Annotated in this window: 24 protein-coding genes and 1 pseudogene; 10 read left to right on the top strand and 15 right to left on the bottom strand. The window is 71.2% G+C overall.

Annotated elements, in window-relative coordinates:
• Window positions 1–73: 73 nt before the first annotated feature.
• From ACWFRU_RS25265 to ACWFRU_RS25255, 3 genes are all read right to left on the bottom strand, one after another.
• Window positions 74–1405 (bottom strand): ABC transporter substrate-binding protein, encoded by a 1332-nt coding sequence (locus tag ACWFRU_RS25265; protein WP_453690441.1) that lies wholly within the window; start codon window positions 1403–1405, stop codon window positions 74–76.
• 91 nt (window positions 1406–1496) lie between these two features.
• Entirely contained in the window at window positions 1497–2591 is a 1095-nt protein-coding gene (locus ACWFRU_RS25260; protein WP_453690440.1) for a substrate-binding domain-containing protein, read from the bottom strand.
• A 101-nt stretch (window positions 2592–2692) separates the two neighbouring features.
• Window positions 2693–4192 carry a membrane-associated oxidoreductase gene (locus ACWFRU_RS25255; RefSeq protein WP_453690439.1) on the bottom strand — a complete coding sequence of 500 codons (1500 nt, stop codon included), beginning with the start codon at window positions 4190–4192 and terminating at the stop codon, window positions 2693–2695.
• 153 nt (window positions 4193–4345) lie between these two features.
• Here ACWFRU_RS25255 and rpmF point away from each other — a divergent pair, with 153 nt between their 5' ends.
• The gene (gene rpmF, locus ACWFRU_RS25250) at window positions 4346–4516 is read left to right on the top strand and encodes a 50S ribosomal protein L32 (RefSeq protein WP_160503106.1); all 171 of its coding nucleotides are present in this window, start codon (window positions 4346–4348) and stop codon (window positions 4514–4516) included.
• Between the two features lie 28 nt (window positions 4517–4544).
• On the opposite strand, the gene ACWFRU_RS25245 is transcribed toward rpmF, so the two are convergent.
• The 4 genes and pseudogenes from ACWFRU_RS25245 to ACWFRU_RS25230 form a co-directional block, all read right to left on the bottom strand.
• Window positions 4545–4781 (bottom strand): hypothetical protein, encoded by a 237-nt coding sequence (locus tag ACWFRU_RS25245; protein WP_453690438.1) that lies wholly within the window; start codon window positions 4779–4781, stop codon window positions 4545–4547.
• A gap of 35 nt (window positions 4782–4816) precedes the next feature.
• Window positions 4817–5458 (bottom strand): TNT domain-containing protein, encoded by a 642-nt coding sequence (locus ACWFRU_RS25240; protein WP_453690476.1) that lies wholly within the window; start codon window positions 5456–5458, stop codon window positions 4817–4819.
• A 233-nt stretch (window positions 5459–5691) separates the two neighbouring features.
• A complete protein-coding gene (locus tag ACWFRU_RS25235) occupies window positions 5692–6084 on the bottom strand; it encodes an STAS domain-containing protein (RefSeq protein ID WP_453690437.1) in 393 nt (130 codons plus the stop codon).
• Window positions 6085–6306: 222 nt separating this feature from the next.
• A pseudogene (locus tag ACWFRU_RS25230) lies at window positions 6307–6948 on the bottom strand (cytosine permease); the annotation flags it as partial.
• A 69-nt stretch (window positions 6949–7017) separates the two neighbouring features.
• On the opposite strand from ACWFRU_RS25230, the gene ACWFRU_RS25225 reads away from it, so the two are divergent.
• Both ACWFRU_RS25225 and ACWFRU_RS25220 read left to right on the top strand, forming a co-directional pair.
• Window positions 7018–7692, top strand: coding sequence for a TetR/AcrR family transcriptional regulator (locus ACWFRU_RS25225; RefSeq protein ID WP_453690436.1), 675 nt, complete (start codon window positions 7018–7020; stop codon window positions 7690–7692).
• A 17-nt stretch (window positions 7693–7709) separates the two neighbouring features.
• Window positions 7710–8507: an SDR family NAD(P)-dependent oxidoreductase gene (locus tag ACWFRU_RS25220; protein ID WP_453690435.1), complete on the top strand. Its 798-nt coding sequence runs from the start codon at window positions 7710–7712 to the stop codon at window positions 8505–8507.
• A 23-nt stretch (window positions 8508–8530) separates the two neighbouring features.
• On the opposite strand, the gene ACWFRU_RS25215 is transcribed toward ACWFRU_RS25220, so the two are convergent.
• Both ACWFRU_RS25215 and ACWFRU_RS25210 read right to left on the bottom strand, forming a co-directional pair.
• Window positions 8531–9112, bottom strand: a complete 582-nt coding sequence (locus ACWFRU_RS25215) for an isochorismatase family protein (protein WP_453690434.1) — start codon at window positions 9110–9112, stop codon at window positions 8531–8533.
• The gene (locus ACWFRU_RS25210) at window positions 9105–10304 is read right to left on the bottom strand and encodes an amidohydrolase family protein (protein ID WP_453690433.1); all 1200 of its coding nucleotides are present in this window, start codon (window positions 10302–10304) and stop codon (window positions 9105–9107) included. The genes ACWFRU_RS25215 and ACWFRU_RS25210 overlap by 8 nt, the downstream gene beginning before the upstream one ends.
• Window positions 10305–10533: 229 nt before the next feature.
• Here ACWFRU_RS25210 and ACWFRU_RS25205 point away from each other — a divergent pair, with 229 nt between their 5' ends.
• Window positions 10534–10824, top strand: a complete 291-nt coding sequence (locus ACWFRU_RS25205) for a YkvA family protein (RefSeq protein WP_453690432.1) — start codon at window positions 10534–10536, stop codon at window positions 10822–10824.
• On the opposite strand, the gene ACWFRU_RS25200 is transcribed toward ACWFRU_RS25205, so the two are convergent.
• From ACWFRU_RS25200 to ACWFRU_RS25190, 3 genes are all read right to left on the bottom strand, one after another.
• On the bottom strand, window positions 10795–11514 hold the full coding sequence (locus tag ACWFRU_RS25200) for a DUF2470 domain-containing protein (RefSeq protein WP_453690431.1): 720 nt from the start codon (window positions 11512–11514) through the stop codon (window positions 10795–10797). The two genes, ACWFRU_RS25205 and ACWFRU_RS25200, sit on opposite strands and share 30 nt — an antisense overlap.
• Before the next feature lie 118 nt (window positions 11515–11632).
• Window positions 11633–12262 (bottom strand): MBL fold metallo-hydrolase, encoded by a 630-nt coding sequence (locus ACWFRU_RS25195; RefSeq protein ID WP_453690430.1) that lies wholly within the window; start codon window positions 12260–12262, stop codon window positions 11633–11635.
• Window positions 12262–13347, bottom strand: a complete 1086-nt coding sequence (locus tag ACWFRU_RS25190; protein ID WP_453690429.1) for an S-(hydroxymethyl)mycothiol dehydrogenase — start codon at window positions 13345–13347, stop codon at window positions 12262–12264. The genes ACWFRU_RS25195 and ACWFRU_RS25190 overlap by 1 nt, the downstream gene beginning before the upstream one ends.
• Before the next feature lie 168 nt (window positions 13348–13515).
• Between ACWFRU_RS25190 and ACWFRU_RS25185 the strand changes: the two genes are divergently transcribed.
• The 3 genes from ACWFRU_RS25185 (at window position 13516) to ACWFRU_RS25175 (ending at window position 15442) form a co-directional block, all read left to right on the top strand.
• Window positions 13516–14304 (top strand): ABC transporter permease, encoded by a 789-nt coding sequence (locus ACWFRU_RS25185; RefSeq protein WP_453690428.1) that lies wholly within the window; start codon window positions 13516–13518, stop codon window positions 14302–14304.
• Between the two features lie 13 nt (window positions 14305–14317).
• Window positions 14318–14881 (top strand): hypothetical protein, encoded by a 564-nt coding sequence (locus ACWFRU_RS25180; protein ID WP_453690427.1) that lies wholly within the window; start codon window positions 14318–14320, stop codon window positions 14879–14881.
• Window positions 14882–14950: 69 nt separating this feature from the next.
• The gene (locus ACWFRU_RS25175) at window positions 14951–15442 is read left to right on the top strand and encodes a glutathione peroxidase (RefSeq protein WP_453690426.1); all 492 of its coding nucleotides are present in this window, start codon (window positions 14951–14953) and stop codon (window positions 15440–15442) included.
• A 64-nt stretch (window positions 15443–15506) separates the two neighbouring features.
• On the opposite strand, the gene ACWFRU_RS25170 is transcribed toward ACWFRU_RS25175, so the two are convergent.
• A complete protein-coding gene (locus tag ACWFRU_RS25170; RefSeq protein ID WP_453690425.1) occupies window positions 15507–16148 on the bottom strand; it encodes an SRPBCC family protein in 642 nt (213 codons plus the stop codon).
• Window positions 16149–16321: 173 nt separating this feature from the next.
• On the opposite strand from ACWFRU_RS25170, the gene ACWFRU_RS25165 reads away from it, so the two are divergent.
• Together ACWFRU_RS25165 and ACWFRU_RS25160 are read left to right on the top strand one after the other, a co-directional pair.
• Window positions 16322–16984 carry a TetR/AcrR family transcriptional regulator gene (locus tag ACWFRU_RS25165; RefSeq protein ID WP_453690424.1) on the top strand — a complete coding sequence of 221 codons (663 nt, stop codon included), beginning with the start codon at window positions 16322–16324 and terminating at the stop codon, window positions 16982–16984.
• Between the two features lie 97 nt (window positions 16985–17081).
• The gene (locus ACWFRU_RS25160) at window positions 17082–18269 is read left to right on the top strand and encodes a D-alanyl-D-alanine carboxypeptidase family protein (protein ID WP_453690423.1); all 1188 of its coding nucleotides are present in this window, start codon (window positions 17082–17084) and stop codon (window positions 18267–18269) included.
• Here ACWFRU_RS25160 and ACWFRU_RS25155 read toward each other — a convergent pair.
• Together ACWFRU_RS25155 and ACWFRU_RS25150 are read right to left on the bottom strand one after the other, a co-directional pair.
• The gene (locus tag ACWFRU_RS25155) at window positions 18245–18979 is read right to left on the bottom strand and encodes a siderophore-interacting protein (protein WP_453690422.1); all 735 of its coding nucleotides are present in this window, start codon (window positions 18977–18979) and stop codon (window positions 18245–18247) included. The genes ACWFRU_RS25160 and ACWFRU_RS25155 overlap by 25 nt on opposite strands.
• A gap of 94 nt (window positions 18980–19073) precedes the next feature.
• The gene (locus tag ACWFRU_RS25150; protein ID WP_453690421.1) at window positions 19074–19487 is read right to left on the bottom strand and encodes an SsgA family sporulation/cell division regulator; all 414 of its coding nucleotides are present in this window, start codon (window positions 19485–19487) and stop codon (window positions 19074–19076) included.
• Between the two features lie 213 nt (window positions 19488–19700).
• On the opposite strand from ACWFRU_RS25150, the gene ACWFRU_RS25145 reads away from it, so the two are divergent.
• Entirely contained in the window at window positions 19701–21242 is a 1542-nt protein-coding gene (locus tag ACWFRU_RS25145) for an ATP-dependent DNA ligase (protein WP_453690420.1), read from the top strand.
• Window positions 21243–21274 lie beyond the last annotated feature (32 nt).

The following is a 21274-nucleotide window of genomic DNA, read 5'->3' as shown; positions in this document are numbered from 1 at the left end:
CCTGCCTTTCTGCTGGTGCTCTGGTGCTCGACGGGGTACGTGGGCCGCTGTCGCGCCGGGGCGTGGGGGCCGGTCATGTGCTGTGCTCGGTGGTGGCGAGGCCGAGGGCCTTGAGGTCCGGCATGGTGCCGTCGTGCGCCGCGCGCACCGCGTCGAGCAGGGAGCCCTTGCCGCCGCCCGCGCGGGCGAAGCCGTCCTGCATCACCTTCTGGGTGGCCGTCATCCGCGGCCCCCAGACCCAGCCGTCGCGGATCGTCTCCGCCTGCTCCTCGAAGAGTCGGTAGATGTCCTGGCCCGAGTAGTAGGACCGGTCGAAGGCCTTGCGGCCCACGGGGACCAGGTCGGGGACGGCCGGGTACTGGCTGCTGGTGCCGCTGGAGAGCCGGGCGCGCAGGGCGTCGGGGTGCGAGACCTGCCATTCGATGAACTCCATGGCGGCCTCGGGGTGCCGCGAGTCCTTGGTGACGGCGAACGTGGAGCCGCCGTGGGTGCCGACGACCGGGTTCCCGGGGTCCCATTGCGGGAGCGGGGCTATCGCCCACCGGCCCTTCTGGCCCGGCCTGGCGTTCATCTGCGCGCCCGCGTCCCAGGCACCGCTGAGCCGGGCAAGGACCAGGCCTTCCGCGAGCTGGGAGTCGTAGTGCCTGCTCTCGGAGGCGTTGACGGTGAGCAGTTCCTCGTCGATGAGCCGCTGCCAGTACGCCGCGACCTCCCGGGTCGGACGGTCCGTCAGGGAGACGTTCCAGGCGCCCTCACGGGTGTCGAACCACTGGGCGCCCGCCTGCCAGGCCCACGCGGCGAACTGGGTGCCGCCGTCGGTGGGGAAGAGCGCGATGCGCCGGTCGCGCGCCTTGTCCCGTACGGCGCGGGCGGCCTCGGTGAACTCGGCCCAGGTGCGCGGGACTTGGATCGCGTACCGGTCGAACAGGTCGGAGCGGTAGTGCAGCACCATCGGCTCCACGTCGAGCGGCACGGAGAAGATCCGCTTCTCGAAGGTGGTGAGGCCGAGGGCCTGCGGGAGCAGCTTTGCGCGCAGCCGGTCGCTGACGAGTGGGGTGATGTCCCGGGCGACGCCGTCGATGGCGAAGCCGGGGACCTGGGGGTATTCGAGGGTGGCGACGTCCGGGGCGTTGCCGGCCCGGGCGGCGTTGCTGAGCTTGGCGTATCCGCCCATGGCGCCGGACGGGATCTGCTGGAACTCGACCTGGATGCGGTCGTGGGTCTTGTTGAACGCGTCGACCACTTCCTGGCTTCCGCGCAGTGCGGACCAGAACGTGATGCGTGTGGTGCCGCCCTTGCTGCTCGGTGTACGGCCAGTGCTGCCCGAACAGGCGCTGAGCGCACCTGCCATGGGAACTGCGGCTGTCACGGCGAGCAGGGACCGGCGGTTCGGTCGACCAGGCATGGGTGCCTCCCGCGGCTCTTGTTCGGGACACGGGAATCCTGATCGCGTGAACGATGCCGGTCAATAGACCGATCAAAAGAAACTGAAGCGGTCAAACGATCCCGATGTCGGTGGCCGATCCGCGGACCTTGAGCTCCGGCAGAAGCTCCACGCGCTGTGCGGGACCGGCGCCCGGACCCGCCAACTCACCGAGCCTGCGCAGCAGTAGCCCGGCCGCCGTGCGTCCCACCTCGTGCTTCGGCGGGGACACGGCGGTCAGCGGGGTGCTGCCGAGCGCGGCCACCACGTCGTCGTACGCCACCACCGAGCAGTCCTGCGGCACCCGTACCCCGCGGTCCATGAGCTGCTGCACGAGCATCAGCGCGTCGACGTCACCGTGCAGCACGGCGGCCGTCGCCCCGCGCTCGCGCAATCGCGCCGCCAGGTCGAGCGGCTCGCGCGCCCGGCCGGGGCCCGCGCCCTCGGCGCTCAGCATGACGCTCCAGTCGTCGACCTCGCTCCTGGCGGCGGCGATGTCGGCGAAGGCCGCGCGCAGGGCGCGGGCCGTCGGGCTGTCGTCGCGCGCGGCCAGGACGATCCGCCGGTGGCCGAGCCGCACGAGGTGGTCGACGGCGAGGTGGATGCCGTACCAGTGGTCGGTGCAGACGGAGTCCATGGCGTGCAGCGCGCTGCCCGCGCGCGGACGCCGCTCCATCAGGACCGTGGGCACGCCCGAAGCCGCAAGCCAGGCGTAGTCCGCCTCCTCCTCGGCCTCGGTGCGCCAGCGCGGGGCGATGAGCAGACCCCGTACGCCCTCGGCCAACACCCGCTCGACCAGCGGCCGTTCGGCTCCCTCCACCTGCGGGGCGATGTGCAGGGCGACCCGGATGCCGGCTTCGTTCAGGACGCCTCGGGCGCCGTGCATCGTCTCGTACAGGTAGGTGTGCCGCTCCGGCACCATCAGCGCCACGGCGCCGCCGCTCGCCACGGGTTCGGCGGGCGCGGCAGCACGCTCCACGGCGCCGATGGACCGCGCCACCCCGTGCCCGCGCCGCAGTCTGCCCTCCTGGGCCAGGTCTTCGACGTCCCGGCGCACGGTGATCACCGAGACCTCCAGGTCGTCGGCGAGATCGCTCAGCCGCGCCTCACCACGCGACTCCACGACCGCGAGTATCCGCTGCCGCCTGACATCCCTCGGCTCCCGCATGCTGCCGGCCCCCTCACGACGTACCCGCCAGGTGTTCGTTTGAGCGTTTCGCTGGAGGATATCGATCGTCGTCCTGTCTGTGTCCAGGTCGGCGATGCTCGTCACTGCCGGCTGAGCGAGCGGGTGATGCCTGCCGCGACCGTAGTGACCAGGACCCAGCCCGTGGCGACAAGGAGATACGAGAGCCACTGGTACCAGCCCTCCGGCGCGTACGCCTGCTCCTGGCCGAAGCCGATGATCGGGATGAGCAGGTCGAGGGTGTAGAAGACGGGGTTGAAGTCGGGGGCCTCGTCAGATTTCAGGGCGGGCGGATGGTGCAGGGCGAAGGCGAGCGCGCCCGTGAGCAGCAGGAGGAGCAGCCATCCGGCCGCGCGCATCGGCCGGAACCCATAGCCCACCGTCACGTCCTGGAGGTGCCCCCAGATCCTGGCGTACGGGGGCAGGGTCCGCCGGTGGCGGCGGAGCTTGGCCAGTTGCACGGTGCGGGCGGCGGCCTCGTCGCCCACCGTGCGGTAGGCGGCGGCCAACTGCTCGTAGCCCTGCGGGAGGTAGCCGCCCGCCTCGCGCTCCAGGAGCGGAAGCCGTTGCTCGGCGGGCAGGTGCGGGGCGAGCCTCTGGTACGCGAGGCCGTCGAGCTTCACCTGGCCCGGCCACACCTCGGGAGGGACGTGCAGCAGGTCGAGCTGGGAGCGGCGCAGGTTTACGGTGCCCTGGATCGGGGCGGCTTCCCGCAGCCACAGCTCGCCGATGACACAGCTGCTGGCGCGCAGCGCCGAGCCGCCGGGGTGGGAGAGGCGGGCGTAGGCGAGGTTGATGTGCCGCGGGATTCTGGCGCCGCTGAGGTTGAGCGTGCCGTGGGCGCGCAGCCGCATGGCCCGCAGATCGGTGCCGACCGACAAGGTCTCGGCGTGCAGGGCGACTTCACCGGGGGTGTTCAGTTCGGCGTCGTCGAGGTTGACCTGGCCTCCCACGGTGGCGCCGTTCAGCCGGACCTGCCCATGGGCCACCAGACCCACGGCCCACAGATCGGTGCCGATGTCCGCGTGGTTCAGCTGCAGCACCGCTTCGTCCGCGACGGCGGGGTTCAGGGCGGGCGGCTCGTCGGGGCCCGGCGGCGTGCCGAGTTCCGCGCCGTTGGCGAAGAAGGCCCCGGCGATCTGCGCGCCCGCGAGCCGAACGGGCCCCGCGATCCGGCAGCAGGTGATACGCAGGACCAGCTCCACCCGCAGCGTTCCAGCCGTCAGCCCCGGCAGGACCGAATCGCTCAGCACCAGGGCACGGACCTGGGCCCCGTACAGGTTCGGCGTGTCCTCGAAGTGGCAGGACCGCAGGCGTACAGGGTGCTCGACCGTTCCGTACCGGAGGTCGAGCCGCCCGGTGATGCGGGCGCCCGTCAGCTTCATGCCGGCTATCTCGCCGTCCTGGGTCGGGCCGTTGAGCAGCAGCGCACGCAACACCTCGGCGCGTACGGTCCGTTCGGGTCCCCAGGAGCCGCCGTCCCGGGGATCGTCGTCGGGGTCTTCACGGAAGTCGACGCCCTCGCCGAGCGGGAACGCCTGCCAGACGCGGTGCTCCGCCGGGGTCAGGTCGGTGATCTCCATCGCCGGGATGCTGTCGCGGTCGCGTCCGGACTGTCAACCACGATCCCGCCCCACGGACTCAGGCCGCGCTCGCGACAGGTCCAGCCCTTAATTCGAAATGGGACCCATTTTCATATAGCCTCGGCATCGCACCGCCGAGAGAGGACCCGAACCATGGCCGTACCCAAGCGGAAGATGTCCCGCAGCAACACCCGCCACCGCCGCGCACAGTGGAAGGCCACCACCCCGCAGCTCGTGCCGGTCACCGTCGACGGCTCCGCCTACCTGGTGCCCCAGCGACTGGCCAAGGCATACGAGCGCGGCCTGCTGCGCCCCGAGGGCTGACCGCCCGCGGGCACCACGCCACGCCGCCTCACAGCAGCAGCCGCAGCAGCTGCGCGCAGGCCTCCCCCTCGTCCACGTGCCGGGCGAGGGGGTGACGCGTTCCGCGTTCGTACGTCCCGCTCTCCCACGCCTCGCCGTCGTCAGTCCTCCGCAGATAGACGAAGTCGGGGGGCGTGGGGGACGGTTCGTGGACGCCCTCGATCCAGTAGTAGCCGTCGGCGACCCCGGCTTCGCGCAGGGCGGCGGGTAGTCCACGGACGTCCATCACCGAGGCGCTCCTTGCGGTCCAGTAGGTCGTGGCTAGTCGGTCGCGGGCTCGAGGTACCCGTGATCGAGCAGCCACTTCACGTTCAGGCGCTGACCCTCGCCCGGATCGAGGAAGACCGGGTCGAGCTTGATCTGCCGGCCGCCGCCGGGCTGCGCGAACCAGGGGGCGATCCCGCCCTGCCAGACGGAGAACGGCTTGCTCACCTCGTACACGCGGTAGTCACAGGCGACGGCGGCGTCACGGGTGTTGAGGTTCTGCGGGGGCAGCGCGCGTTCGGCGTAGGAGTCACCCGCGGGGGCCAGGAACGATCCGTACTCCGAACCGAACCGGTCGAGCAGGTCACCCTCCTCCAGCTCCTCGGGGTGCTTGTCGACCTGGCCGTTGACGGTCTCGAAGCCGTCGTTCGGCGGGTACTTCCAGCCGCCCGATTCGGCCGGGCCCTCCCAGTACTTCTTCAGGAAGGCCGACGGCGAGAGACCGCCCGTACGCTTCCACCCCTTGAGCAGCGGGCCCACCGGCTCCTGCCACTTGTTGGGGAGCCACTTCGGGCCGAGTCGGGCGTCCTTGTGGAACTCTCCGGTGCACGGCTCGTGCGGCGCCGGGGTCGATGCCCCGCCCGCCGGCGCCCCCGGCTTCTGCTCCGCCGCAGCCGTCGCGGTGGGCGCCGCCGTCATCGCGGTCGCCACCCCCAGCGCGGCCAGAACGGTCCGGATCCGGATCACAGAACTGCGGTCCACTCGGCAACTCCTCGCGTGTCCACGGGAACGAAAAACAGCTCGCACACCGTATCCGAGCAGTGCCTCTCCGTGGTCAACTCCGGCCCCGGCGAACCAGAACCGGCCACCGTGTCCCGGCAGACCCCGGAGCGATAGCGGATCTGTGCTTCCAGGTGAGTGGGCCCGGGGTTCTAGGCGGGCCTGTTCAGGCTTCCCTCTTCGCCTTCACCGTCCGGCATGTCGAGGGCGGCGGGCATGCTGTCCAAGACGGTGAAGCTGCGGTCGAGGCGGGTGATGCGCAGCACCCGCCAGACGCGCGAACTGCTGCGGACCAGCCGCAGGGTGCGCCGTTTCGCGATGGTCCGGCCTTTGATGCGCACCAGCAGCCGCAGGCCACCGGCGTCCAGAAACGTGACCTGCCTCAGGTCCACCACCACGTCGGCGCCCGGCCGGTCCAGTAACTCCGCTACGCGCGGCGAGAGTTCCTGATCCGCCCAGGCGTCCAGTTCGCCTCGGAACGTCAGAACGATCGATTCGTCGACCACACGGTGGTGCAGCCCAAAGCCCGGGTCGGGCGTGCCCATGGTCCACCCCCCAATTTCCCTACACCCCGCATACGAAGAGTAACGACAACGCGAGCGGCGGCGGCCCTGAGGCCGATGCCGGACGCCGCCGGGGTCTGGGGCGGCACCGCGAATGGCATCTACATCTTGCCCGCTCAGGGCCAGTTCATACCTCCGAGGGGCATCCTCGGCCACCCCGCGGCGCATATTCGCGGCCAATTCGCCGTAGTTACTCTCCGTGTTTCACGCGCTGTGCGCTACACCGATCGTGCGGCGCGCCAGAAGGGCGTAGACGCTCGCCGCCACGACCATGCCGACGGGCAGGGCCAGGTCCACGCCGCCCAACGCGCCGGCCACGGGCCCCGTGTAGAGGGTGTTGACGCAGAGAGCTGCGGCGGCGGTGCCGGTGGTGAGGGCGAGCGCTCCGGCGGCGTTGACCCCGGCGATGAACCAGTAGGGGCCACCAGGGGTTTCGTCCGTCAGCGCCGAGCCGTCGTAGCGGTTGCGGCGCAGCAGGATGTCCGTCGCGTAGATCGCCGTACTGGGGCCCAGCAGGATGACGGTGAGCTGCAGGACATTGCTGACGGTGTCGAGAAAATTGGACACCAGGAGCCCGTATAGGGTCAGGCAGACAGCGGCGACTCCGTCGATGATCACGCTGAACGAGCGGCGGATGCGGAGGCCCACGGCCTGCAGGGCGAGGCCCGCGCTGTAGGCCGTCAGGGCGTTGATGGAGATCGTGCCGAGGATCAGGGCGAGCAGAAAGAACGGCGTGAACCAGTCGGGTAGAACCTGCTCGAGTGCGGCCTGCGGGTCGGTCATGTCGACCGCGGTCGCGGCGAGCAGGCCGAGCGAGCAGACGAGCGTACTGGACAGAAAGCCGCCGGCCCCACGACCTGGAGTCCCGTCGGGACAGGTGTCCCATTGGGACATCTCGGGTGTACAGTCGAAGGCATGAACAAGGCGAAGGAGTCCGGTTCAGGAGCCCAGGCCACGGACCCGGGCAGCGAGGACCGCAGACAGCGCAAGGCCCGGCAGACCCGGGAGGCGCTCGCCGACGCGGCCATCGACCTGATCCTGGAGCACGGCCTCGCGGCCGTCACCGTGGAGGCCGTCGCCGAGCGCGCCGACGTCACGCGCCGCACCTTCAGCCGCCACTTCGGCGGCAAGGAGGCGGCGGCGCTCGACTTCACCCGCGCCGACGGCGACCGCATCAACGCGGCCCTGCGCACCCGCCCCGCCGACGAGCCCCCGCTGGCCGCCTATCGCGCGGCGGTGCAGGACTGGCTCGCCGACCCGGAGTCCCCCGGCCCGCACCGCAGGGCCCGGAGGCGGGAGCTGCTCGCGCTCGTGGACACGGAGCCCGCGTTGTTCGCCGCCTACGAACGCGTCCGGGTCGACGCCCAGGACGAGTCCGTCCGGATCATCGCCGACCGGCTTGGCACCGACCCCGCCCGGGACCAGCGCCCGGCCGTCGTCGTCGGTGCCGCCGCCGGAGTGCTGACCGCCGCCCTGCGCAGCTGGGCGCGCGGCGGGCACGAGTACGACGCAGACCTCGCCGCACATGTGGAGCAGGCCTACGCCGTCCTGACCGGGGAGGCGGCACTCGCCGCCCGCCACATCGGATGAGGAAAGCGAAGAGCACCATGAGCACCACCCCCACCACGCCCGCGACCACTCCCGTCGCCGACTACGCCACCGAGTTCGCCGGCAAGACCGCCCTGGTCACCGGCGCCGCCTCCGGCATCGGCCTGGCCACCGCCCGCCGTCTTGGCGCGGGCGGCGCGGCCGTCGTCATCGCCGACTACAACGCCGAGGGCGCCGAGAAGGCCGCCGCCCAGCTTCTCGCGGAGGGCGTCAAGGCCGCCGCGGTGGCCGTGGACGTCACCGAGCCCGCTTCGGTCGAGGCAGCGGTGCGGTTCGCCGTGGACACGTTCGGCGGGCTCGACCTCGCGGTAAACAACGCGGGTATCGGCGGGGAGAGCAAGCCGACGGGCGCGTACGACATCGACGTCTACAACCGCGTCATACGCACCAATCTCGACGGCGTCTTCTACTCGATGCGTTATGAACTCCCGGTCCTGGAGGCCGCGGGCGCGGGCGCCATCGTGAACGTGGCCTCGATCCTGGGCTCCGTCGGCTTCGCGGGCTCCCCCGCCTACGTCGCCGCCAAGCACGGCGTGGTCGGTCTCACCAAGACCGCCGCCGCCGAGTACGCCGCGAAGGGCATCCGCGTGAACGCGGTGGGCCCCGGCTTCATCGAGACGCCGCTCCTGCAGAGCATGGACAAGGAGGCGTACGACGCGCTCGTCTCCCTGCACCCGGCGGGCCGCCTCGGTCACTCCGAGGAGGTCGCCGAGCTGATCGTGTTCCTGCTCTCGGAGCGGGCCTCGTTCATCCACGGCAGCTACCACCTGGTGGACGGCGCGTACACCGCCCGCTGATCCCCGCTCGCCCCGCGCCTGGCTTATGGCTTGGTGAAACCGACGTCCTGGGCCCTCGCGACGATCTCCACCTCGTCGCCGAGGGCCCATTCGGCGACCCGGGACACCGTCGCCGCCGGGATCAGGTCGCTGATGCCCTCGGCGGCGGGGATGTCCTGCGTCGCGTGCGCGTCGTGCGGAAGGACCACACGGAAGTCCAGTTCAAGGGCCGTGCGCGCGGTCGCCGACACGCACATCTCGGACATCACACCGCAGATGGCGAGGTCGCTCACACCGGCCTCGGTGAGGAGTTCACGCAGCGGGGTCCCCTCGAAGCCGTCGTCGACGGTCTTGCGGATGACCGCCTCGCCCCGGTCGGTGTCCACGGGAAGGTGGATCTCCCAGCCGGGGGTGCCCGGTTCGTCGTCGGATCCCGGCTCGCCGTCGTTCTGCAGCTGGACCACCAGGGCGCCGGCGGCACGGGCCCGGGTGATCAGGTCGGTCGTCCGGTCGAGGACGCGGGCCGCTTCGGGAACGGCGGTGTCGCCCGTGACGAAGGCCGTCTGCATGTCGACCACGATCAGCGCCTGGACGGGGGGTATGGGGTGTGACGTTCTTTCACTCATGGTCCACCATCTTGCCGTTCGCCATGATCAGCCGTACACCCCCCAGGGCCGCCACGTCCGCGAGCGGGTCGCCGTGCACCGCGATCAGGTCGGCGCGAAAGCCCGCGGCCAGGCGCCCGACGTGGTCGGCGATGCCCAGCGCGTCGGCGGCCTCGGTGGTCGCCATGTCGATGACGCGGTGGGGCTCGATCCCCAGGTGCTGGTAGAAGCCGAGGCTCTGGGCCAGGCCGTCGCAGCCCGCGCGCTGGACCCCGGCGTCCGTGCCCGCGATGAGCCGTGCGCCGTGCTCCGCCATCGTGCGGACCTGGTCGAACATCACCTTGGCCCGCTCGGCGCCGAAGAACATGGGCAGCATCCGCCAGTTCGGGCTGATCGTCGGGCAGATCCGGATGCCCTTGGCGACGATGGCGTCCAGGACGTCCTCGCGCAGGTCGAACCCTTTGCGCGTCATCCAGGTGCAGTGCTCGATGGTGTCGACGCCGGCCATCACGGCGGCCACGATCCCCGCGGTGCCGTGCCCGTGGGCGGCGACCGGCAGCCCCGCCCGGTGCGCCTCACGGACGATCACGCGCAGCCCGGGGGCGTCGAACTGTGGCTGCCAGGTCGCGGGGCCGCCCCGGGTGAGGCCGCCGCCGGTGGCCATGACCTTGATGACGTCCGCGCCGAGCTCGGCGTTGCGCCGGACCAGGGCCCGCATCTCGCTCTCGCCCTCGACCTCACCGCCGAGGAACCAGCAGTGGCCGCCTTTGGTGGTCAGCGGTGTCGTGGCGGCGACGATGCGCGGGCCGGGCACCCGGGACGCGGCGATCTCCTCGCGCAGGCGCAGGGTGAGGCGGCCGCGGTCACCCAGATCGCGCACGGTGGTGACGCCGCTGCGCAGGAAGCGCAGCGCACGCTCTTCCATCGCCGCCATGAGGGTGGTGTCGCTGTGCGCGTCCAGGACGGCCACCGGATCCTTGCTCGCGTCGAAGACCAGGTGGACGTGGGCGTCGATGAGGCCGGGCAGCACCGTGGCCTCGGGCAGCGCGTACCGCCGCGACACACCGCGTGCCAGGGGCTCGACCTCCGCCCGGGCGCCCGCGGCGACGATGTCGGGGCCCTGCGTCAGCACGGCGCCGTCGGTGACGTACTGGCCACGCGGCCCTGTCAGAACCCGCCCTGCCGTGAGCAGCGTCTGGCTCATCTGGCTCATCTCTGCCTTTCCGGGAAGGAGTTCGAGGAGCTGGCGATGATGCGGTGAAGCCAGTTTCCATGGTCCGTCACGAAAGGGCAGAAAGTCCGTCACGCGAAAGCGGCACGGGATGTTCGCGCGGCGTCGCGCGGGTACCCATAGCCTGGGCCGAGGGCCCGCGCAGAAAGCGCGGAACGCGCGGTACGTCGCGGTATGTCGAGGTACGTCGCAGGACGGAGGTCAGGGTCTGGTGAACACGGAAGTCACGGTCCTCCTTGTGGGCGGCGCGATTCTGGTGGCCGCGACACTCGCGGTCGCGATCGCGCTGCTCGTACGTATGGTCCGCACGCGGCGCACCCTGCGCGCGGCGGGGCTGCCGGTCGAGCGCCAGTGGGTGTTCTGGGGGGCGGTCGCCTATCTCGTCCTGCCGGCGGATCTGCTGCCGGACCCGGTGTTTCTCGATGACATCGGTGTACTCGTGCTCGCGCTGCGGTCCATGAAAGCGGCGAACTCAGGCGTTGGGAGGCGTGGGGCGCAGTAGGGGGCGGCGCAGGTGGCGGGCTTTGGTGAGCAGGACGTGCATGCGTTCGGTCACCTGGGCGAGGTCTTCGACGGGCTCGTCGAAGTCGAGCCGGACATCCGCCTGGCTGCGGGCCTTCTCCAGGCGCAGCGTCAGGGCGTAGCGGTCGATGGCGAGCGGGCGTACGCGGACGACGCCGTGCAGGCTGTCCGAGCACACGAGCCTGGTGAGCTGTTCGACGGCGTCCTCGTGCGCGTCGGCGAGGTGGGTGAGCAGCCGCGCCTCCGCCTCGGCCAGCGGGTCGGGGACGGCCAGGGCGAGTTCGTCGAGGTCGATGCCGACGCGGCCGCCGGCCGAGTCGTGCAGCACGGCACAGGTCGGCGCGAAGATGAATCCCTCCCCGTCGGGTACCAGTGATCCCGAGAGCCACAGCCGGGCCCGGATCCGGTCCCTGACCGGTACGGGGGCGACGTCGGCGAACTCCACCAGCGTGGACGGTTCGCCGCGCGGCGCGCAGATCATCGCGGTGGCGAGCGCGCTGTCCGGGGGCGGTGACAGCAGGAGGATGCCCTCCGGCGTGACGCTGTGCGCGCCGACGAGTTCATCCCTGCCGATCTCCGTGGTCACCGCGCAGGACCAGGCGGTGGTGAGCAGTGAGCGAGCGCGTGCCGCTGCAGTGGGCACGGTCGTGCTGGCGTGACGGACACCCATCCTTCAACCTCCATTAGGTAAGCCTTGCCTAACTTATCGGAGATCGCGGGACAGGGCCAGTACGCGAAAGGCCCCGCGCGGCGAACCGCGCGGGGCCGAACAGGTACGTGCCGTGCGGTCAGTGACCGCGGGCGATCCACTCCTGAAGATGCGGCGCCTCGGCGCCGACGGTCGTGCTGTCACCGTGCCCGGTCCGCACCACCGTCTCCGGGGGCAGGGTGAGGAGGCGGTCCCTGATCGAGTCGACGATCGTCGGGAAGTCGCTGAACGACCGGCCCGTCGCTCCGGGGCCGCCCGCGAAGAGCGTGTCGCCGGTGAAGACCGTGCCCAGCGCGGGCGCGTAAAGACTGACGGCGCCCAGGCAGTGGCCCGGGGTGTGCAGGACCTTCAACTCCACGCCCGCCACGGTGAGTTCCTGCCCGTCGGACAGCTCGCCGTCGGGGGCGCGGTCGGGGTGGGTCTGCTTCCACAGCTCCGCGTCGGCGGGGTGCAGCAGGATCGGCGCGCCGGTGCGGGCGGCGAGCGCCGGGGCCGCGTCGATGTGGTCGTCGTGGGCGTGCGTGCACACGATCGCGACGACCCGGCGCTCGCCGACCGCCGCCGCGATGGCGTCCGCGTCGTGCGCCGCGTCGATGACGACGACCTCCCTGTCGTCCCCCACGATCCATACGTTGTTGTCGACGTCCCAGGTGCCTCCGTCGAGGGAGAACGTGCCCGAGGTGACCAGGTGATCGATGCGCGCGGCCATCAGAGGACCACCACCGAACGCAGGACGTCCCCGTGGTGCATGCGCTCGAACGCCTTCTCCACGTCGGCCAGGGCGATCGTCTCCGTGACGAACGCGTCCAGGTCGAGGCGCCCCTGCCGGTAGAGGTCGATGAGCATCGGGAAGTCGCGTGAGGGCAGGCAGTCGCCGTACCAGCTCGACTTGAGCGCGCCGCCGCGCCCGAAGACGTCGAGGAGCGGCAGGTCGATGCGCATGTCCGGCGTCGGCACGCCGACCAGGACCACCGTGCCCGCCAAGTCGCGTGCGTAGAAGGCCTGTTCATACGTCTCGGGGCGGCCGACCGCCTCGATGACGACGTCGGCTCCATTGCCGTCGGTCAGCTCACGGACCGCCTCGATCGGGTCCGCCGAGCGGGAGTTGACGGTGTGCGTGGCGCCCAGGCTCTTCGCGGTCTGAAGCTTCTTGTCGTCGATGTCGACGGCGATGATCTTCGCGGCTCCGGCGAGTCGCGCGCCCACGACCGCCGCGTTGCCGACGCCGCCGCAGCCGATGACGGCGACCGAGTCGCCGCGGCCCACGTTGCCGGTGTTGATGGCGGCGCCGATACCGGCCATGACCCCGCAGCCGAGGAGTCCGGCCGCGGCGGGCGAGGCGGCCGGGTCGACCTTGGTGCACTGCCCCGCGGCGACGAGGGTCTTCTCCGCGAAGGCGCCGATGCCGAGTGCGGGCGAGAGCTCGGTGCCGTCCAGGAGGGTCATCTTCTGCTTGGCGTTGTGCGTGGCGAAGCAGTACTGGGGGCGGCCCCGCAGGCATGCGCGGCACTGGCCGCACACCGCGCGCCAGTTGAGGATCACGAAGTCGCCGGGCGCGACCTCCGTGACGCCGTCCCCGACCGACTCCACGACCCCCGCCGCCTCATGGCCGAGCAGGAAGGGGAAGTCGTCGTTGATGCCGCCCTCGCGGTAGTGCAGGTCGGTGTGACAGACCCCGCAGGCCTGCACCTTCACCACGGCTTCCCCGGGCCCCGGGTCCGGCACGACGATCGTCTCGATCCGTACCGGCTCGCCCTTCGCGCGCGCGATCACGCCCTGTACCTGCTGCGCCATGAGGTCAGCCCTTCTTTCTTCCGGTCTTGCTCCCGGCGTCACCTGCCCGCCCGGCAGCACATGCATCTCCCCGCATCCTCACAGACCGGGCCCGTTCGCGACGACCCCGGACACACAAGTCCCGATCACCGGCGCGGCGCGCCGCCAGATGGGTCCTAGGGTGGGCTGGTGCGTGATCTCGCTGCTGACGCCCTGCTGCCGGTCAACGCGACGCTCGGCGTGGTGCTCCTCGTGCTGCTGCTCGTCGCCGCCACGGCCGCCGCCGTGTTCCGCCTCTCCCCCGACGGCACGTACGGAAGGGCGCGGGAGATCCTGGTGGCCGGTGTGCGGGCGGCCGTGCAGCTCGGCGTGGTGTCCCTGGTCATCGGCTGGGTGATCCACCACGTCGTGGCGCTCTTCGCCTTCCTTCTCCTGATGTTCGCCGTCGCCGCGCGCACGGCGGGGCGCCGCATCACCTCCAACGGCACCTGGTGGTGGGCGGCGCTGCCGATCGCGGTCCCGGTCGTCCCGGTGGTGGCGGCACTGACGCTGGCCGGTCTGCTGCCGGTGAAGGGCATCGCCATGATCCCCGTCACGGGCATCCTGATCGGCGGCGCGCTGACCGCGACGGTGCTCGGCGGGCGCCGCTCCCTGGACGAACTCAGCTCCCGCAAGGGCGAGTTCGAGGCGGGGCTCGCCCTCGGCATGCTCGACAGGGACGCCCGCCTGGAGGTGATCCGCCCCGCCGCGTCGGACGCCCTGCTCCCCGGCCTCGACCAGACCCGCACGGTAGGTCTGGTCACCCTGCCCGGAGCCTTCGTCGGCATGCTCCTGGGCGGCGCGTCACCGGTCCTCGCGGGCGCGGTGCAACTGTTCGTCCTGATCGCCCTCATGGCGGTCCAGGCCATCGCGGTGGCCACGACCGTCGAACTGGTCGCCCGGGGGCGGCTGAACCGGACGGCGATAGTCTCGGAGTGACGAGGGGGGGATCATGGCGCTTGCCGACCAACTGCCCGCGCTGATCGGTGTCGTGGTGGGTTCCGTGGGGTCCTACGCGGCCCAGAGCCTGACCGAGCGGCGCAAGTGGAAGATCCAGAAGCTGGAACGCTGGGACGAGAAGCGGTTCGAGACGTACATCCGCTACGGAAATGCCCTCAAGGTGCAGCTGCGGACCGCTCAGCGCATCGGTGCGGCCATGGGCTACACGGACGTGACCGATCCGCTGGAGCCGAGCCACGGGTTCGCCGAGCTGGCCGAGGCCGAGTCCCATCGCGCGGCCGAGTGGGAATCGATGCTGCTCGTCGGGGACGCGGCCACGATCGCGGCGGCCCGGAAGTGGCATGAGGCCGTGTGGACCATAGAACTTCTCGTACGGGAGGGCGTCAGCGCGTCGTCCGACTGGGCCCGAGCGCATCAGCTGGCCAGTGCCGCACGCGATCACTTCTACGAGAGCGCGCGCGGCGACCTCGGCATCGGTGGCGCTCCCCCGCCCTCGGGGGAATGGCCGCGCCAGTGGCGCGCCGAGCTGTCGGAGCGGACGGAGCCGCGCCCATAGCAGGCCGGCCTGTGCCCCTGTGCCGGTCTCCCCGTGAGGACGCGCCTGCCGGAGCGTAGGCTCCGGAGCATGTCTGTCTATGACGCGGTAGAGATCGAAAGCCTGCAGGGCGGCCCGGCGGACCTGGGCCAGTACCTGGGCAAGGCCGTCCTGATCGTCAATGTCGCCTCCAAGTGCGGGCTCACCCCGCAGTACGCGGGCCTGGAGCGCCTCCAGGAGAAGTACGCGGGCCGTGGCTTCACGGTGCTCGGCGTGCCCTGCAACCAGTTCATGGGCCAGGAGCCCGGTACGTCCGATGAGATCGCCGAGTTCTGTTCGGCGACGTACGGCGTGACGTTCCCGATGACCGAGAAGGTCGACGTGAACGGCGACGACCGGCACGCGCTGTACCAGCGCCTCGTGGACACGGCGGACGCCGAGGGTTACACCGGCGACGTCCGCTGGAACTTCGAGAAGTTCTTGATCTCACCGGGCGGCGAGGTGGTGGCCCGGTTCGCCCCGCAGACCGAGCCGGACGCCCCCGAGGTCGTCGCCGCGATCGAGGCGAAGCTTCCGAAGTAACGTCACGCGCGCACCGACAGGGCGCGGCACACCGGCGGTCGCCGGGGTGCCGCGCCTTCGTCGTTCAGCGGTCGTGGTGGCCGGCGCGCGCTTCCGCCGTGGTCTTCAGTGCGCCCAGCCACGCTTCGAGGCCCTGGCCGAGGATCTCGGTCGCGGCGGGGACGTTCGCCTCGACCTGCTCTCCGGTGTGGGTCTCCTCGGTGCGGACCAGGACACCGCCCTTGATCTTGGTGAACGTCCACACGTGGACGCCGTCGATGCGCAGCCCCTCGCCGATCGCGGGGCCCGTCCAGCGGATGCACGCGTCGCGCTTGAGCTGCTCGACGGTGGAGGTGATGTCCAGGCTGGTGGCGGGGGTCGCCGGGTTGGGCGGTATCGGCGTCGTCCACCGGAACGCCGAGCCCTTGCGCAAGGGGCCGTGGTCGAGGCGGTCCACCGATGTGACGGGGGTCTGCCAGGACGGCCAGTTCTCCACGTCGGTCTGCAGCTTCCAGATGGTGCTCAGCGGCGCGTGGATCACGGTCTCGGTCCGGTGGCGGACGAGCGCATCGGGGTCGACGCCCTCGCCGCGGCAGGTGAAAGACGTGCCGTGGCCGGGCCGAGGGGCGGCCACGGCGGGGGCGGCTGCCGTGCCGAGGAGACCGGCGACGGCGAGCGGGACGGCGAACAGTGCGGCGCGGGAGGCGAAGCTGTGGGTTCCGGTCATGACGGTCTCCTGGCTGGGCGGGATGGAGGAAGCTAGAGGCTCACGCGTTCGTTAGAGCCTATAACGCTTGCGTGAGAAGGTATAACGCCCCAAGGAGCGGGCGGTCAATGGGTTGAGTGATAGCCTCTAACTAAATTTTGAGCTTGTAGCCGCGCCGGAGAAGTGGACGAACCATGGCGAAGAGCGAGGCCGGCACTCCGCGCGAGCGCTATCGCACGCAGGTACGTGCCGAGGTCAAGGAACGGGCGTGGGAGCAGATCGCCACGGCAGGGGCGTCGGCGCTGTCCCTGAACGCGATCGCCAAGCAGATGGGCATGAGCGGCCCCGCGCTCTACCGCTACTTCGCCGGTCGCGACGAACTGATCACCGAACTCATCCGGGACGCCTACCGAAGCCTCGCCGACACCGTGCACGCGGCCTCCGCCGAAGGCGCCGGCCTGGCCGGCCTCGCGCACGTCCTGCGCGACTGGGCCCTCGCGCACCCCCAGCGCTACTTCCTCATCTACGGGACCCCGGTCCCCGGCTATCACGCGCCCGACGACATCACCGGCATCTCGTCCGAGATCATGGCGACCCTGCTCGACGCCTGCGCGCAACTCCTGCCGGACAGCCCCGCGACACCGTTCGGCAGCCATCTGCGCGACCACCGCGACTGGGCCCAGGGCCACCCCGCGCCGCCCGCCGCCCTCCACCGGGCCATGTCCTTCTGGACCCGGATGCACGGGGTCCTGTCCCTGGAACTCTCGGGCCACTTCAGCGGCATGGGTTTCGACCCGGCCGAGCTCTTCGCGGCCGAGCTGGACGACCTGCTCGCCGGGCCCCTGGCCAAGCCCTGATCCGCGGCGCAACTCCCGTGGCACCCAAGGCCACCCCGTACATCCAGTAGGACCAAGCTGACCTGCGGGCTTCGGGCCGCGCTCGTACGGTGACTGAATGGTCATCAGGTACCTCCCGCGCTCCTCATCCGTCCGCACCGCGGCCTTCGCGGCAGCCGCTCTGGTCCTCCTGCCCACACCCGCCACCGCGGCCGGCGAAGAGCCCACGCCGCCCAAGCCGGGCCCCGTGTACTCCTCGAACCTCCTCGACCGCCCCGGCGTTCAGGTGCGGCCCGAAGCCGGGGCCCCGGCCGTGCCGAGCGATGTCTCCGCGCTCTCCTGGCTGGTGGCCGACGCCCGTTCGGGCGAAGTGCTCGCCGCCCACAACGCGCACCGTCAACTGCCGCCCGCGTCCACCCTGAAGTCGCTCTTCGCCCTGACGGCCCTGCCCCACCTCGACGCCGTGGCCCGGCACCGGGTCACCCAGAGCGAGCTCTCCGAGGTCGGGGACGGCAGCAGCCTGGTGGGAGTCGAGGCGGGGCGCAGTTACACCGTCGCCGACCTGTGGCGGGGCGTGTTCCTCAGTTCCGGCAACGACGCCGTGCACGTGCTGGCCAAGCTCAACGGCGGCTGGCAGCAGACCGTCCGTCAGATGCGCGCCAAGGCCCGCGCCTTGGGCGCCCATGACACCCATGTGGTCTCGCCCGACGGATACGACGCGGCGGGCCAGGTCTCCTCGGCGTACGACCTGGCGATCTTCGGCCGGGCCGGTCTCGCGGACCCGCAGTTCGCCCGGTACTGCTCGACGTCGATCGCCAAGTTCCCGCACGGCAACTGGTCCTACCCCATCCAGAACACCAACCGGCTGCTCACCGGGGCCGACGGCGTGAGCCGCTACCCCGGCCTGCTCGGCATCAAGAACGGCTACACCAGCCACGCGGGCAACACCCTCATCAGCGCGGCGCAGCGCGGCAGCCGCACCCTCGTCGTGTCGGTGATGAACCCTCAGGCCAGCGGCGGGTACCGCGTGTACGAGGAGACCAGGGCGCTTCTCGACTGGGGGTTCAAGGCGGCGGGGCATGTGCGGCCGGTGGGCTCGCTGGTCTCCGAGAGCGAGAGGCGGGGCACGGCGCAGGGTCCCGCGCCCGCTGCCGAGCCGGCCGCCCACGCGATGGGCTCGGGCGGCCCGGCGTGGACCACGATGCTCTTCTTCGCCGCGGGTTCGGCCGCGCTTGTGGTGGGGGCGACGGTGGGGTTCCGGCGGCGGCGAACGGCCCGCGCCTACCGCTTGTCGGGGCGCCAGTAGCCGAGGGCGTGCACGCGGTTCTTGGGGACGGAAAGTTCCTTGCGGACATACGAGGCGAGGGTCCGGGTGGTCGTCGTGTCGCAGGTGATCCACGCGTAGACGTCGGCGGGGTCCTCGATCAGCGCGGGCAGCGCGGCCTTGACCTCGTCGACCAGGTGACCGCCCGCGTCGCGCCGCTCCACCCGGTGCAGGTCGTGCAGGGCCGGGTCGATGCGCAGGTCGAGTTCGTGGTCCGAGGGGTGCTGCGTCTCCATCCAGAGCGTCGCGGGCACGTGGGGCAGGGCGGCCAGGAGCGAGTTGACGGCCGGGACGGCCGCCGAGTCCCCGATGACCAGGAGCCGGGCGGGCGCCGGATCGGGCACATCGAAGCCGGTGCCCTGGAGGGTGGCCTCGATCTTGTCGCCCGGACCTGCCTTGCGCGCCCAGTCGCTCGCGCGCCCGTCGTGCAGGGCGAACTCCAGGCTGAAGGTTCCCGCCGCGGGGTCCGGGTCCACGAGGGTGTACGCGCGCTGGTGGTGCCCGCCGTCCACTCCGTCGAACCACAGGCGCACCCACATGGTGGGATGCACTCCGGTCAGCGCGAGCATGCCGCCGTCCGTGAGGTGCAGCCGCCGGTAGTGCTCGGTGACGTCCTCGGCGCCGGTCACCGTGAACTCGAAGTCCTTGCCGCGGAACAGCTTGAGGACCACACCCTCCCAGCCATGACCCATCTGTTTCCCCTCCCCTGAGCGGATGGAAGCCACTCTTGACACTCCATTGAGTTAGGGGAGCCTAACCTAATAATGACCACGGAGTAACCTCCGCTCAGACCCCGCCCAGCAACCGGGCGAGATCCTGGTCGAGGCCGAGCCCCTCGGCTTCACTCCCGGCCCCCACGACGGCGTACGTACGAAGCAGGAACCGCCGCAGCACGGCTCTGTCGAACTGCACCAGGGCCAGACCCTGCGGCGCGTGGAACTCAAGGACCGTGCGCGCCCGCCCGCACGGCCAGATCTGCACGTCACCCCCGCCTGCGGGCGCGCGAAGCCCCTCCTCCAGGAGCTGTCTGGCGAAGATCCACGTAACCTCCGCGCCGTCGAGGGAGGCCTCCGGAGGGAAGACGATCTGCACGGCCAGCGGGTCGGCAGCCACATAGCGCAGGGTCACGGGCAGTGCGCGCTCGCGGCCGTCGCGGGTGATCAGGCGGGCGCGGGCGGGCTGCTCAAGGGTGACGGCCATGATCGGACTCCTGTTCTGGCGCAGCTGCCGCTGCTCGCACTGCTTTCTTCCGTGCCTGTTCGAGTCCGGTGACCGGTGATTCATTACGCGGCACACGGAGCGAGATCTGTGACCTGCGCCACTCCCGTCAGGTCCGACACGTTCGCCCTCGAACGCCGGACGGGCTGTACACCCGCGTTTCAGGGAGGGCGGCGACCGGGGAAAGGAGTACGCATGCTCCTAGCCCGCCTCGCACACGTATCCGCCACCGTGGCCACCACCTCCGCCCGGTCCCAGAAGATCGCGCTCCTCGCCGATCTCTTCCGTGCGGCCACGCCCGCCGACGCCCCCATCGTCATCCCCTATCTCGCGGGGCGCCTCCCCCAGGGAAGGCTGGGCATCGGGTGGAGTCTCCTCAAGGACGCGCCCGCGGCTGCCGTCGAGCCCAGCCTCACCGTGCAGGCCACGGACCAGGCCCTTACCGCCATCGGCGCCGTCTCCGGGCAGGGCTCCCAGGCCGAGCGCAAGCGGCTGGTGGCGGAGTTGATGGGCGCGGCCACCGCGGAGGAGCAGCGGTTCCTCGTCGGACTGCTGACCGGCGAGGTACGGCAGGGCGCGCTGGACGCCATCGCCGTGGAGGGGCTCGCCCGCGCCACCGAGGCACCGCCCGCCGCCGTGCGCCGCGCGGTGATGCTGGCGGGAGCGGTGACTCCCGTCGCCGAGGCCCTCCTCGCGAGAGGCCCCGGCGCGGTGGAGGAGTTCCGGCTCAGCGTCGGGCGGCCCGTGCTGCCGATGCTCGCGCACGGCGCCGTCTCCGTCACCGAGGGCGTCGGCAAGCTGGGCGGGCCGTGCGCCGTCGAGGAGAAGCTGGACGGCATCCGCGTGCAGGTCCACCGGAACGGGGACGACGTTCGCGTCTACACCCGCACCCTGGACGACATCACCGACCGGCTGCCCGAACTCACGGCGGCGGCAATGGAGTTGGCGGGCGACACCTTCATTCTCGACGGCGAGGTCATCGCACTCGACGGCGACGGCAGACCCCGCCCCTTCCAGGAGATCGCCGGACGGGTCGGATCCCGTCTCGACGTCACCACCGCCGCCGCGGGGCTACCCGTGTCCCCCGTCTTCTTCGACGTCCTGTACGCGGGAGGGCAGGATCTGCTCGACCTGCCGTTCGCCGAACGGCACACCCACCTGGCACGGCTCGTCCCGGAGCCGATGCGGGTGCGTCGCGCCGTCGTCGCCGACCCCGCCGACGAGACGGAGGTCGGCGCCGCCGAGGAGTTCTTCGCCGACACGCTGCGCCGCGGCCACGAAGGAGTCGTGCTCAAGGCACTCGACGCCCCGTACATCGCCGGGCGCCGCGGTGCGAGCTGGCTGAAGGTCAAGCCGGTGCACACCCTGGACCTCGTCGTGCTCGCCGCCGAGTGGGGACACGGGCGGCGGACCGGCAAGCTGTCCAACCTGCACCTGGGCGCCCGGCGCGACGACGGGACGTTCGCCATGCTCGGCAAGACCTTCAAGGGCATGACCGACGTGATGCTCGCCTGGCAGACCGAGCGGCTGCGCGAGCTCGCGGTCAGCGACGACGGCTTCGTCGTGACCGTACGCCCGGAGCTCGTCGTCGAGATCGCCTACGACGGGCTGCAGAAGTCCACCCGCTATCCGGCCGGCGTCACGCTCCGCTTCGCCCGCGTCGTCCGCTACCGCGAGGACAAGTCGCCCGCGGAAGCCGATTCCGTCGAGACGGTGCTGGCGGAACGTCAGCCATAGACCCGGAGCGGGACCTCTACCACCAAGTTCTG

The organism is Streptomyces sp. NPDC055099, assembly GCF_053607685.1.
The sequence above is the reverse complement of the archived record's forward strand: the minus strand, read 5'-3'. Positions and strand labels throughout refer to the sequence as shown.